Annotated in this window: 15 protein-coding genes; 14 read left to right on the top strand and 1 reads right to left on the bottom strand. The window is 61.9% G+C overall.

Features of this window, described 5'->3' with window-relative positions; translation table 11 throughout:
- The first annotated feature begins 262 nt into the window (after positions 1 to 262).
- From VKR55_RS28760 to VKR55_RS28700, 13 genes are all read left to right on the top strand, one after another.
- Entirely contained in the window at positions 263 to 1621 is a 1359-nt protein-coding gene (locus VKR55_RS28760; RefSeq protein WP_324408775.1) for an ABC transporter substrate-binding protein, read from the top strand.
- Between the two features lie 72 nt (positions 1622 to 1693).
- Complete coding sequence (locus VKR55_RS28755; RefSeq protein WP_324408774.1) at positions 1694 to 2668, top strand: carbohydrate ABC transporter permease; 975 nt, start codon at positions 1694 to 1696, stop codon at positions 2666 to 2668.
- Positions 2665 to 3627 carry a carbohydrate ABC transporter permease gene (locus VKR55_RS28750; RefSeq protein WP_324408773.1) on the top strand — a complete coding sequence of 321 codons (963 nt, stop codon included), beginning with the start codon at positions 2665 to 2667 and terminating at the stop codon, positions 3625 to 3627. The genes VKR55_RS28755 and VKR55_RS28750 overlap by 4 nt, the downstream gene beginning before the upstream one ends.
- Positions 3624 to 3821: a hypothetical protein gene (locus tag VKR55_RS28745; RefSeq protein WP_324408772.1), complete on the top strand. Its 198-nt coding sequence runs from the start codon at positions 3624 to 3626 to the stop codon at positions 3819 to 3821. Before VKR55_RS28750 ends, VKR55_RS28745 begins: the two co-directional genes overlap by 4 nt.
- Positions 3822 to 3831: 10 nt before the next feature.
- The gene (locus VKR55_RS28740) at positions 3832 to 4929 is read left to right on the top strand and encodes an ABC transporter ATP-binding protein (RefSeq protein WP_324408771.1); all 1098 of its coding nucleotides are present in this window, start codon (positions 3832 to 3834) and stop codon (positions 4927 to 4929) included.
- Complete coding sequence (locus VKR55_RS28735) at positions 4922 to 5947, top strand: ABC transporter ATP-binding protein (protein WP_324408770.1); 1026 nt, start codon at positions 4922 to 4924, stop codon at positions 5945 to 5947. The genes VKR55_RS28740 and VKR55_RS28735 overlap by 8 nt, the downstream gene beginning before the upstream one ends.
- Positions 5948 to 5957: 10 nt before the next feature.
- A complete protein-coding gene (gene dhaL, locus VKR55_RS28730) occupies positions 5958 to 6581 on the top strand; it encodes a dihydroxyacetone kinase subunit DhaL (protein WP_324408769.1) in 624 nt (207 codons plus the stop codon).
- On the top strand, positions 6578 to 6970 hold the full coding sequence (dhaM, locus tag VKR55_RS28725; protein ID WP_324408768.1) for a dihydroxyacetone kinase phosphoryl donor subunit DhaM: 393 nt from the start codon (positions 6578 to 6580) through the stop codon (positions 6968 to 6970). Before dhaL ends, dhaM begins: the two co-directional genes overlap by 4 nt.
- A 21-nt stretch (positions 6971 to 6991) precedes the next feature.
- The gene (locus VKR55_RS28720; RefSeq protein WP_324408767.1) at positions 6992 to 7306 is read left to right on the top strand and encodes an HPr family phosphocarrier protein; all 315 of its coding nucleotides are present in this window, start codon (positions 6992 to 6994) and stop codon (positions 7304 to 7306) included.
- Position 7307: 1 nt separating this feature from the next.
- Positions 7308 to 8924 (top strand): phosphoenolpyruvate--protein phosphotransferase, encoded by a 1617-nt coding sequence (gene ptsP / locus VKR55_RS28715; RefSeq protein ID WP_324408766.1) that lies wholly within the window; start codon positions 7308 to 7310, stop codon positions 8922 to 8924.
- Complete coding sequence (locus VKR55_RS28710) at positions 8911 to 9339, top strand: hypothetical protein (RefSeq protein WP_414642479.1); 429 nt, start codon at positions 8911 to 8913, stop codon at positions 9337 to 9339. The genes ptsP and VKR55_RS28710 overlap by 14 nt, the downstream gene beginning before the upstream one ends.
- A 25-nt stretch (positions 9340 to 9364) precedes the next feature.
- On the top strand, positions 9365 to 10348 hold the full coding sequence (gene dhaK / locus VKR55_RS28705; RefSeq protein ID WP_324408764.1) for a dihydroxyacetone kinase subunit DhaK: 984 nt from the start codon (positions 9365 to 9367) through the stop codon (positions 10346 to 10348).
- Between the two features lie 409 nt (positions 10349 to 10757).
- Positions 10758 to 10976, top strand: a complete 219-nt coding sequence (locus tag VKR55_RS28700) for a hypothetical protein (RefSeq protein ID WP_324408763.1) — start codon at positions 10758 to 10760, stop codon at positions 10974 to 10976.
- A 96-nt stretch (positions 10977 to 11072) separates the two neighbouring features.
- Here VKR55_RS28700 and VKR55_RS28695 read toward each other — a convergent pair whose 3' ends face one another.
- The gene (locus tag VKR55_RS28695; RefSeq protein WP_324408762.1) at positions 11073 to 11312 is read right to left on the bottom strand and encodes a hypothetical protein; all 240 of its coding nucleotides are present in this window, start codon (positions 11310 to 11312) and stop codon (positions 11073 to 11075) included.
- Positions 11313 to 11521: 209 nt separating this feature from the next.
- Between VKR55_RS28695 and VKR55_RS28690 the strand changes: the two genes are divergently transcribed.
- On the top strand, positions 11522 to 12820 hold the full coding sequence (locus VKR55_RS28690; protein WP_324408761.1) for a c-type cytochrome: 1299 nt from the start codon (positions 11522 to 11524) through the stop codon (positions 12818 to 12820).
- The last annotated feature ends 19 nt before the right edge of the window (positions 12821 to 12839 follow it).

The following is a 12839-nucleotide window of genomic DNA, read 5'->3' as shown; positions in this document are numbered from 1 at the left end:
CGCCGCAAACTTTTTTCACAGCCCGGAAAGAATCTGACTTGACGGCCGTCTCAATTCAGTAATAGGTTTAGTGAAACAAAAAACTAAACATCACTCATCGAGTTGATGTGTGGGAGGAGCCCAGCCCTTCCGGAATGCGCTTTCCGGAAACGGTCCGTCTCGATCTCCACCATCGCTCATCAAACTCGGTTTCAGGGTTCTTGGCGTTGTCCCGCAGGCGCGCTGAGCGGGTTAGGTGCTTCAATGGAGAGAGGAAACGGATATGCGAACACTGAAATGGCTAGGCAATACGACGGCGTCCGTGGCCCTGGCGGCTGCGGTGCTGGGGCTATTCGGCAGCGGCGAAGCCGCAGCTCAAGGCAAGCAACTCACGCTGTGCTGGGCGGCATGGGATCCGGCCAACGCTCTGGTCGAGCTTGGCAAGGACTTCACCAAGCAGACCGGCATCGAGATGAAGTATGAGTTCGTGCCGTGGACGAGCTACGCCGATCGCTTCCTCAACGAGCTCAACTCGCACGGCAAACTGTGCGACCTGCTCATCGGCGACAGTCAATGGATCGGCGGAGCCGCCGAGAACAAGTGGTATGTGAAGCTCAACGACTTCTTCGCCAAAGAGCACATCTCGATGGACGATTTCGTCCCGGCGACGGTCGTGGGCTATTCGGAGTGGCCGAAGAATACGCCGAACTACTGGGCGCTGCCGGCGATGGCCGACGCGGTGGGTTGGACGTATCGCAAGGACTGGTTCTCCCGGCCCGACATCCAGTCGGCCTTCAAGGCCAAGTACGGCCGCGATCTCGCGCCGCCGAAGACCTATGACGAGCTGAAGCAGATCGCGGAGTTCTTCCAGGGCCGCGAGATCGACGGCAAGAAGGTCTATGGCGCCTACATCTTCACCGAGCGCGGCTCGGAAGGCATCACCATGGGCGTGACCAACGTCCTCTATAATTACGGCTTCAACTACGAGAACCCGAAGAAGCCGTACCAGATGCAGGGCTTCGTCAACTCGGCCGACGCGGCGAAGGGGCTCGAGTTCTACAAGGAGCTCTACAAGTGCTGCACCGCGCCCGGTCTGACCAACGCCTACATGCAGGAAGGTCTGGATGCCTTCAAGTCGGGCCAGGTGGCGATGCAGATGAACTGGTTCGCCTTCTTCCCCGGCCTGTACAAGGACCCGAACGTCGGCGGCGACAAGATCGGCTTCTTCGTCAATCCGGCGGGTCCGAAGGGCCATTTCACCCAGCTCGGCGGACAGGGCATCTCGGTGGTCGCGACGTCCGACCACAAGGACGACGCGCTCGCCTACATCAAATGGTTCGCGCAGCCTGCCGTGCAGCAGAAGTGGTGGCAGATCGGTGGCTATTCGGCCCTGAAGGCGGTCGTCAGTGCGCCCGACTTCCCGAAGAGCGCGCCGTTCGCTCCGCAATTCCTGGAGTCGATGGGAATCGTGAAGGACTTCTGGGCCGAGCCGTCCTACGCGCAGCTACTCCTCGACATGCAGAAGCGGGTGCATGACTACGTCGTCGCCGACAAGGGCACGCCGCAGCAGGCGCTCGATCTCCTGGTCAAGGACTGGACCAAGGTCTTCAAGGAGCAGGGCAAGCAGGTCGCGTCGCAATAGACGCGGCAAGCGCAATCAACGTGGACTGGTTTCCCCGGAGTCCTGCTCCGGGGAAGCCGAACCAGCCAGTCGATGGATAAAATGAGCACGATCTCTCATCCTGATCAGGCCGCGATTGCCGGCGTGAGTGACCCGGCCAAGTCTCGCCCGGCGAGGCGCGTGCGCGGACTCTCCGACCGAGCCATTGCCTGGCTGTTTGTCGCGCCAACGATCGCGCTGTTGCTGGCGATCAATATCTTTCCGTTGATCTGGATGATTCGGCTGTCCTTCACCAGCCTCAACCTCAGCATGTCCTATCTGCCACTGCGGTTCGTCGGGCTCGACAATTTCAGAGACATTCTGACCGACGAGGACGTCTGGAACCGGCTGCAGACCACGGCGCAATTCGTGATCTGGACCGTCACCCTGCAGGTCGTTACCGGGTATGGTCTGGCGCTGTTGATCAACCGGCAGTTTCGCGGCCACAGCTTTTGGACCACCATCATCCTGCTTCCGATGATGCTGTCGCCAGCCGTCGTCGGCAATTTCTGGACACTGCTGTTTCAGCCGCAGATCGGGCCCTTCAACTACGTGATCAGCCTGTTCACCGGCGTGCCGCCGAGTTCCTTCAGCATGACCGGCGAGGTCGCGCTGGCACCCTGGACCATCGTGCTCGTCGATACCTGGATGTGGACGCCTTACGTGATGCTGATCTGCCTCGCAGGCCTGCGCTCGATCCCCGACTACATCTATGAGGCCGCCGAAGTCGATCGCGCCTCGGCCTGGCGGCAGTTTTGGTCGATCACGTTGCCGATGACCGTGCCGTTCCTGATGCTGGCCGTTCTGTTCCGCGCTATCGAGAACTTCAAGATGTTCGACATGGTCAATCTTCTGACCTCGGGCGGCCCCGGTTCGACCACCGAACTCGTCTCGATCACGCTCAAGCGCGCGGCGTTCGAGAAATGGCGCACGGGGTATTCTTCCGCGCTCGCCATTATCCTGTTCGTCACCGTGTTCGGTGCGGCCAACATCTACGTCAAAGCGCTCAACAAGGTGAAGCAACGATGACCGCCGCTGTCGCCAAATCCACCGCTCACTCCATTGTCGAAGCGTCGCCGCGTGCGAAGGCGGTTGCCGGCAGCATCGTGATCCTCTACGCGATCATCTCGATCCTGCCGCTACTCTGGATCGGCGCCACCGCATTCAAGTCGCAGAGCGACGCCATCGCCTATCCGCCGAAGGTGATCTTTCATCCGACGCTGGAGGGCTATGTCAATCTCTTCACGGTGCGGACGCGGCAGACGGCGGATTTCATCGCCAGGATGCCGCCGCCGTCGACCTGGTACGACAAGCTCGTGCGCCAGCACGACATGGTGATCGCCGGCCCTTCGAAGGTCGTGCCGCGCTTCGTCAACTCGCTGATCATCGGATTCGGCTCGACGTTCCTGGCCGTCTTTCTCGGTACGCTTGCGGCCTATGCTTTTTCGAGATTCCGCATTCCCCTGGCCGATGACTTGCTGTTCTTCATCCTGTCGACGCGCATGATGCCGCCGGTCGCGGTCGCGATCCCGATCTATCTGATGTACCGGCACCTCAATCTGACCGATACCAGGTTCGGCATGATCCTGCTCTATACGGCCGTGAACGTCTCGCTAGCGGTGTGGCTGCTCAAGGGGTTCATCGACGAAATCCCGCGCGAATACGAAGAAGCGGCCCTTGTCGACGGCTACACGCGGCTGCAGGCGTTGCGCAAGGTCGTGCTGCCGCAGGCGGTGACGGGAATAGCGGCAACGGCGATCTTCTGCTTGATCTTCTCTTGGAACGAATACGCCTTCGCGGTTCTCCTCACCAGCGGCGAAGCGCAGACCATGCCGCCCTTCATTCCCTTCATCATCGGTGAGGGAGGACAGGACTGGCCGGCCGTTGCAGCCGCGACCACGCTGTTCGTCGTCCCGATCGTCCTGTTCACCGTCCTGTTGCGCAAGCACTTGTTGCGCGGCATCACCTTCGGAGCGGTACGCAAATGAGCAGCTCTGTTGCCAAGTCAAGGAATTTTCGCTGGCTTCGTCGTGCGCCGTGGGAGGCCGTCGCGATGACCCTGATCGGCGGCGGCATCGTCATGCTGGTGCAGCCCTGGTCGATCGACGTTTACAGCTATTCCTTTGTGACGATCCTCGCCGGCACGCTGGTCTATACCGTTGTGAGCCATTTTCCGGAATAGGGCGCAAGACATGGCACAGATCCGCGTCGAAAACCTGCGAAAGTCATTCGATCAGTTCACGGCCGTGCATGGCTCGAACTTCACGATCGATGACGGTACCTTCTTTGCAATGCTGGGGCCCTCCGGCTGCGGCAAGACAACGACGCTGCGCATGATTGCCGGCCTCGAGCTGCCGACCGAGGGAAAGATCCTGCTCGACGACGAGGACGTGACCTTCCACCGCGCGGCGGCCCGCGACATCGCGTTCGTCTTTCAGCTCTTTGCACTCTATCCGCATATGAATGTAGCGGAGAACATCGGCTTCCCCCTGAAATGCCAGGGCATGAGCAGACGCGAGACGCGCGAGCGGGTGCTTGAGACCGCGCGGCTTCTGCGGATCGAGCATCTTCTGTCGAGCAAGACCTCAAAGCTTTCGGGCGGCGACCGGCAGCGCGTCGCGCTCGGCCGCGCCATGGTACGACGGCCGAAGGCATTTCTGATGGATGAGCCGCTCGGGGCGCTTGATGCCGAGTTCCGTCACCTGATGTGCGATGAGCTTCGCGATCTCCACGATCGCATCGGTGCGACCACGATCTACGTGACGCACGATCAGCTCGAGGCGATGTCGATGGCGGATCAGATCGCGGTCATGAACAAGGGACGCGTCGAGCAGATCGGCTCGCCGCAGGAGATCTATGACCGGCCCGCGAGCATGTTCGTGGCGGACTTCATCGGCTCGCCGTCCATGAACTTCCTGTGCTTCGAGGCCGGCCTGCGATCGGGCGATCGGGTGGTCAGTCTTTCCGGCGTCAGCATCGACGTCCCGGAGATTCGGGAGGATCGCGCGAGTGCGCCGGTTGTCCTGGGGGTTCGTCCGGAGCACATTCGTTTTGCCGACGCGGCGCCGGTTCGCGGCGAGGTGTTCGGCGCGGAGTATCTCGGCACGACCCAGATTGTCACGGTCGATACCGCGCATGGGCGGCTCGCGGCCCGGCTGCCCTCCGCCATGTCCGTGCGGGTCGGCGAGACCGTAGGCCTCGAATTTCACTCCGAGCGGTTGGCGCTGTTCGACGCCGGTAGCGGCCTCGCGATACGGACTGCAAACGAGGGGAGCGCTCGCCATGGCTGACGTCATCCTGCGCAACATCAGCAAGCGATTCGGCACGGTCGAGGCAGTGCGCGAGCTTTCGCTCGCGGTGAACGACGGGGAATTTCTGGTTCTGCTTGGGCCAAGCGGCGCCGGCAAGACCACGACATTGCGGCTGATAACCGGGCTCGAGCGTCCCGATGCCGGGTCGGTGATGATCAACGGGCGTGACGTCACCTACGATCCTCCGGGATCGCGGGACATCGCGTTCGTCTTTCAGCAATATTCGCTGTATCCGCACCTGACCGTCTACGACAATCTGGCGTTTCCGTTGCGCTCTCCGGCGCGGCGCGTTCCCGAGCCGGTCATCCGCAAGCGCGTTGAACAAACGGCAGAGCTGTTGCATATCGCGAGCAAGCTGAACAATCGCGCAACCCGTCTTTCCGGAGGCGAGATGCAGCGCGTGGCTATCGGCCGGGCCCTGGTCCGGGGCCCCTCGATCTACCTCATGGACGAGCCGCTTTCGTCCCTGGATGCGAAGCTGCGCGCGGAGCTTCGGCTCGAGCTCAAGCGTATCCAGCTCGAGCTCGGCGCGACGATTCTCTACGTGACGCACGATCAGGTGGAAGCGATGACCATGGCCACCCGGATCGGCGTGATCAAGGATGGCGAGCTTCTCCAGCTCGGCACGCCGCGGCAAATCTACGAAAGCCCTTCCTCTCGGTACGTTGCATCGCGGCTTGGCACACCCCAGATCAACTTCGTGCCCGCCCGTCTCGTTTCCGAGATCGCTCTCCCGCCCGGAACGGAGACGATCGGCATTCGCACCGAACACCTGCAGATCGCCGCGCGCAATGGCGGGCGGTTGGTCGGCCGCGTGCACCGGGTCGAGCACCTCGGCGAACAGAATCACGTACATCTGGACTATAAGGGCCAGACGCTGGTGACGCTTGCCGACCCGGACCAACCGCTGCAGGCCGGACAGGAGGTTGAATTGCGGTTGACGCACCCGCTCTATTTCGACGGCGAGGGGCAGCGCATCCCTGCCATCATTCACTGAGGATGATTCGATGTCTCTGCAACCCGAGACCTTCAAGACGCTGATCAAGGTGGCCGCAGAACAGGTCATCGCCAGTGCGCCGGAGCTGACGTCGCTGGATCAGGCGATCGGCGATGGTGATCACGGAACGAACATGAAGCGCGGCTTCGAGGCTGTGCTGAACAAGCTCGATGCGATTTCGGAGCAACCGCTTCATGAAGCACTCAAGAGCATCGGCAAGACCCTGGTGATGACCGTCGGCGGTGCATCCGGGCCGCTCTATGGCAGCTTCTTTCTTGCTGCCGGCGAAGCCCTGTCGCACAGCAAGCATCTACCGGACGATCTTGCCGAAGTCTTCGGCAGTGGAGTGAATGCGGTGAGCGCACGCGGCCGCTCGCAAGCTGGTGAGAAGACGATGCTCGACGTGCTTATCCCTGTCATGGAGACGCTGAAGGCTGATGCTGGCCGGTCGGATCTGATCGAGCGGGTCCGAAGCACTGCTGCCGAGGCCGTCGAGCGGACCGCGCCGATGCTGGCGACCAAGGGCCGGGCGTCATTCCTTGGATCACGTAGCGTCGGACATGTCGATCCGGGCGCTCGGTCAAGCTGTGTTCTCGTGCAGGCGGTGTGCGCGAGCCTGGAGGGACGGCAATGAACGATACCGTCGGCATTGTGATCGTCTCGCATTCCAAGGACATTGCCAAGGGCACCGCCGACATGGTGCGGCAGATGGTCGGCAACGAAGTCAGGGTGGCCTTCTGCGGCGGCAATCCCGATGGCGGATTGGGGACCAACGTGCCTCTGATCTTCGACGCCATCAATAGTGTTTGGTCCTCGAAAGGCGTCGCGATCCTTGTCGATCTTGGCGGTGCCGAGACCAACAGCGAAATGGCTGTCGAAATGTTGGAGCCTGAGCGGCAGGATCTCGTTGTCGTTTGCAATGCGCCGATCGTGGAGGGCGCCGTCATGGCGGCGACCGAAGCCGCCGGGGGCAGCTCATTGGCGCAGGTGAGGGCCGTGGCCGAGGAACTTTCTGCCGGCTAACAGACGAGAATATGGTGGAATATGACTACGCTGGAAACTTCCGAAGCTGACAGGCCGGCATTCACCGGCAATGTGAAGTTGGTGCACGCCGTGGGCATGCATGCGCGTCCGGCAGTGAAGCTGACCAAGCTCGCCAAGAAGTTCCAGGCCCAGATTCACGTTCGTGTCGCCGGCGCGGCCGAATGGATCAACGCCAAGAGCGTGGCGAAGATCATGGCCATGCGCGCCGCTCACGGCAGCATGATCGAGGTCAAGGCATCCGGCAGTGATGCGCAGGCCGCCGTTGCGGCGCTCATTAATCTGATCGCCGCGGACTTTCCGGACGAGGCTGCGTGACATGCGGCAGGGTGCAGCAACGACGGCCTACCGCGGCAGAACGGCTTCGATCGGCTTTGCCCACGGCCCCTTCGTCAGGGTCGATCAGGGTGCGAACGTCGAACGCGTCGCGGGTACGCTCGTGGACGAAGCGCTGGCCCTTCGCAACGCGATCGAGACCGCGAGTCGCCAGATCGCCGAGCTTGCCGCGATAGCCGGCGGTGAAGCCGCGCAAATTCTCGAATTCCAGGTCGCGCTGCTCGAAGATGAGGATTTCATTGCTGCGATCTTTGCATCGATCGGCGAGGGCAAGCCGGCGGACGCGGCGTGGCGATCTGCGCTCGATGAGCAGATCGCGGAATACAATTCAACGCCGGACGAATATCTGAAGGCACGGTCTTCGGATCTTGCCGACCTGCGCGATCGTGTTTTGAACGTCCTGCGGGGGGACGAAGGTCAGTCTCTGAAGATCCCAGATGGCGCCGTCGTCTGCGCCGAGGATTTGCCGCCGTCGCGCTTCCTGGAGATCGACTGGTCGGGTGGCGGGGGTCTCGCCCTGTTGCGCGGCAGTCCTACGAGCCACGTCGCGATGCTCGCCCGTGCACGCGGGATCCCAATGGTCGTGCAGCTTGGAACGATCCCGGATTCGGGAACCACGGCGCTGCTCGATGGTGAGGGGGCCACCCTTGAGCTCGATCCCGGCACCGAGCAGATCGGCCAGTTCGAGAAGCGGCGCGACCTCCATCGCAAGAGCAGAGCCTCGGCTCGTGCGATCCTGCGGAGGCCGGCGGCGTCCTGGCGCGGTGAGCGGATCAAGCTCCACATCAATATCCAGGGCGTCGAGGACCTTGAGCACGCGGACGCGCAGTACGCCGACGGCGTAGGCCTGATGCGCACCGAATTCCTGCTTGCGAACCACGGCCTGCCCGATGAGGAAACGCAATTTCAGACCTATGATGCGGTTCTGCGTTGGGCCGACCGGCGCCCTGTGACCATTCGCACCTTCGACGCGGGTGGCGACAAGCCGGTGCCCGGCTTTACGTCGGATGGCGAAGCCAACCCCTTCCTCGGCGTTCGCGGACTTCGTCTTTGTCTTGCCCGGCCGGAGATATTTGCCGTCCAGTTGCGTGCGCTTGCGCGTGCCGCAGTGCGCGGAAATCTCAAGGTCATGTTTCCGATGGTTACTTCGGCGGAGGAGCTGGAGGCCGGGCGGAAGTTGTTTACCGACGCCGTGCAGAGCTTGCATGCAAGGGGTGTAGCCGCGATGATTCCCGAGCTCGGAATCATGGTCGAGGTGCCGGCGGCGGCGTTGGCCATCGCGAGCTTCAAGGCTGCCTTCTTTTCAATTGGTTCAAACGACCTCGCACAATATGTCCTTGCCTGCGATCGCTCGAATGGGGCTCTTGCGCCCTTGATGGATCCGCTGCATCCGGCAGTTCTTGAGCTGATCGCGCGGACCGCGGAGCATGGTCGCCGCGCCGGGGCCGGTGTCAGTCTGTGCGGCGACATGGCAAGCGAACCGCGTTGCGTCTCGGCCTTGCTGAATTGTGGTCTGCGCGAGCTGTCCGTGAATGTGTCAACGCTCGCGCAGATCAAGCAGACCATCAATCGGTTGAGCAGCGGAGGTGGCCTTGACTGACGCTGCAGTTGACGAAGCGCCCGAGGCCGGTGCGGTCGCCGTATACAAGCGCATTTTCAAGGAAGTCCTAGACAAGCGCCCGTCCGGAATGCGGCTGCGCCTCGCCCATGCAATGGGCAAGAACCGGAGCTTCATCAGTCAGATTTCCAATCCTTCCTATCCCGTTCCGATACCGGTTCAGCACCTCAATACGATCTTCGACGTCTGCCACTTCTCTCCGCAGGCCAAGGCCGCCTTTCTCCGCGCCTATGCGCGCGCTCACCCGCGCCGGATCAGCCGGCTTACCGAGGGACCGCACGAGCGGACGCTGACGCTGCACTTGCCGGATCTCGGCAGCAGCAAGCGGAACGCGCAGCTCGACGCGCTGCTCCAGGAATTCGCGCGGCGCTTGATCGCCCTCGTGCAGGAAAAGTGAGGCACGAATTGATGAGGAGGGTTGGGTGAAGAAGTTCATCAATTCCGTCGACGGCATGCTTGCGGAGAGTTTGGACGGGCTGGCCTCGGCGCATGCCGACATCATCACGCTCGGACCGGAGCGGAAATTCGTCCGGCGTCGAGAGCTGAACCCGAAAAAGGTGGCACTCGTCTCTGGCGGCGGCAGTGGGCACGAGCCCCTGCATGCCGGCTTCGTCGGCCATGGCATGCTCGACGCCGCCTGCCCCGGGCAGGTGTTCACCTCGCCGACGCCGGACCAGATCGCCGAGGCCGCCCAGGCGGTCGCCGGTGATGCCGGCGTGCTGCTCATCGTGAAAAACTATGCGGGAGACCGCATGAATTTCGAAATGGCGGCTGAAGTCGCTGAATGCCGGACCGCCACCGTGATCACCGATGACGATGTCGCGGTGGAGAACTCGACCCACAGCATCGGGCGTCGCGGCGTGGCCGGCACGTTGATCGTCGAGAAGATCGTCGGCGCCGCCGCCGAAAAGGGCGTCGACCTTGCCGGCTGCGTTGCACTGGGCGAACGCGTGAATGCGCGCACGCGTTCGATGGGGGTGGCGCTGACAAGCTGCACGGTGCCGGCCGCGGGTACACCGACCTTTACGCTTCGCGAGGACGAGATGGAGATGGGTGTCGGCATTCATGGTGAACCGGGCCGCCGCCGGATCAAGTTGGAGCAAGCGGACGCAATCGCCTATGAGCTGACGAGTGCGATCGCAGAAGATCTTGATGCTCGAGACGGAGCCGACGCATTGCTGCTTGTAAACGGCTTTGGCGGCACGCCCACGATCGAACTCTACCTGATGTACAACGCCGCTCGGCGAATGCTCGAGAAGCGTGGACTGCGCATCGCGCGTTCCCTGGTCGGCAGCTTCGTCACCTCGCTGGACATGGCGGGGTGCTCGCTCACCCTGAGTCTGCTCGATGCCGAGATGACGGCGCTCTGGGATGATCCCGTGCGCACCGCGGCGCTCAAATGGTGAGTGCTTCGTCCGTGTAAGCGGTCAATGCATCTGAAATTCCGCGGTGGCGGAATGTGGGCATGGGTGACGGTTCACTCACGCACCGGGCGCGTCCCGGTTTTTCTCCCTGAAACTTGCCGTGCCTTCGGGCACGGCATTTCTTTTATGCGCTCGTAACTGGGAGGGCCCTCACTGCTCCGTCCCGCGTCGCAATTTCCAAATGCGCGGCTTGCGCTGGGAATCGGGTCGCAGAAGTCGCGAACAACGCGGCTACGTTCGTTCCGCGCCGAGGGTTCCAAGTCGGGAACCTGACAAGCCCTCCGCAAGAATCCTGCGGCGGTGTGAGACGGCTCATACTGCCGCGTCGGGCTTCGCACTATTCACATCGCTGCAAGAGTTTCCTGGTTTTCAGCTCAACAGGAGATTTCGCATGAAGGCTCTAGTCATTGTTTCTTTCATCACGGCTGTCGGTTTGCTCGCTGCTGCGACCGGCATCCCGCGACCACACTCGATTTCGACAACCGGGCGTGCCGGAACAGCAAGCACGTCGACATTGCAGGATATGCAAAGCGCCCGCGGTGCAGACAAACTGCCGGCCGAGGACTTTGACGATCGGTCATTGGTCTTTCCGAGGGAGGCGGAGCGCTAAGCAGGCCACGCCGCGAGCCTTCAGCCGGAGCTCGCAAGTTGATCTGCGCTTGAGGCTCGCAAGTTGATCCGCGCTTGAGGGACGTCGAGCGGCGCCTTACGGGCTCAAAAAAGAAGCCTGGATGGCATAGTCGCTCCCCAGGAGACCAAGCTGTTCCAGTTCAACTCGATGAGCGTCTACTTCCAGAATGGCGAGGAGAAGGGCCAGCACGACCGCGGCATAGATGAGAGAGGGCGACGCTCCACGGCGCACATCGGAATGGTGTGGCGGTATCGCATCGCGAAGTGATCGCCACCGGGAGATGAAATGCAGATACGCTTTCAGCCGTATTTGCATGACGTCGTCCTCGACGTGTCAAATCAAGCATAGGTTCAGGCTATGCCCGGTTCAAGTTGATAACGACCGTTGCGGCATTGAGTAGCAGGGCCACCCCTGACCTGCGATGCAACATGAAACCGAACGACGGCTACAATCGTTGACGAGATCGAGCGAGTGCAAACATCCCGAACAATGGCGTGACATACCTGGCCATCTGTAAACCGCAGATGCATTGGGTCCCAAGTTTCAGCACTGGTGTCTGCATCGTTGCCACTTTGCTGGCCATCCATTCGGTGCCGGCGCATGCACAATTGACGGGTCACGGCGGACCCGTGAGGGCGATTGCGGTTTCCAGTGACGGCGACAGTGTGCTGTCGGGCAGCTTCGACACCGCTGCCATCCGATGGTCGCTCAAGACCGAATCCGCAGAGCAGGTCCTTCGGTTTCACTCTGATGCGGTGAACGCGGTTGCCTTCCTGAAGGATGGGCAAATGGCGACTGCCGGAGCGGATGCAAAGATAGCGATCTGGACGCCTGGCCGGCAACAGCCGGACCGGGTTTTCGCAGGCCATGGCGCGCCGATCGTTTCACTTGCCGTCTCTCCCGACGGCGCGAGATTAGCTTCTGCCTCATGGGACCATACCGTTCGCATCTGGTCGCTCAGCGATGGCACGCAGCAGGTGCTGGAAGGTCATGCGCAAAACGTCAACGGCGTCGCATTCACGCCCGATGGCCGATCGCTGGTCAGCGCGGGTTATGATCGTGAGCTGAGGATATGGCCACTGGCGGGTGGCACCCCAAGCGTGATCAAACTTGCCTCGCCCCTTAACGCCGTGGCGGTCGCGCCCGACGGCGAGATCGTGACGGGTGGCGCCGACGGGAAGCTGCGCTTTCTGACATCGGGTGGCCAGGGAAGCGGCGAGCTGCGAGCTGGCCAGACGCCGATTGTTGCGCTGGCGATCTCTCCAGACGGCACTGCGATCGCCGCTGCAGGAATTGGCGGCATCGTGGCGATCATCGACCGAAAGGAGCGCAGCATCGCGCGAACGCTGGTCGATCAAGGTTCGCCGGTATGGTCGGTCGCCTTCCTGCCGGACAATGCAATATTGCTGACGGGCGGCGCCGACGGCAAGATCCGGCGCTGGAACGCGCGGACTGGCGAGCCCATCGGCTCATCGTTGCAAGCCACGCCGCGCGATCCGCTTGCCGCCTATGCGGGGGATCACGGCGCCGAGGTGTTCAGGGCGTGCGTTGCCTGTCACACCTTGTCGGCGAAGGACGCGCAACGCGCCGGCCCAACGCTTGCGGGATTGTACGGCCGCAGGATTGCGTCGCTGCCCGGCTATCGTTTCTCCGAATCACTCAAACGGATGAATATCGTTTGGACGCCCGAGACTGTGTCAAAACTGTTCGAGCTAGGCCCAAATACGTATACGCCGGGGACCAAGATGCCGGAGCAACGAATTGGATCGGCTGAAGACCGCAAGGCGCTCACCGATTTTCTGGGACGCGCGACATCGAAATAAACTCTGCGAAACACCGCTT

Origin of the sequence: Bradyrhizobium sp. (assembly GCF_035309285.1) — a bacterium.
Lineage (GTDB): Bacteria > Pseudomonadota > Alphaproteobacteria > Rhizobiales > Xanthobacteraceae > Bradyrhizobium.
Note: the sequence above shows the minus strand (reverse complement) of the source record. Positions and strands in the feature narration are given on the sequence as shown.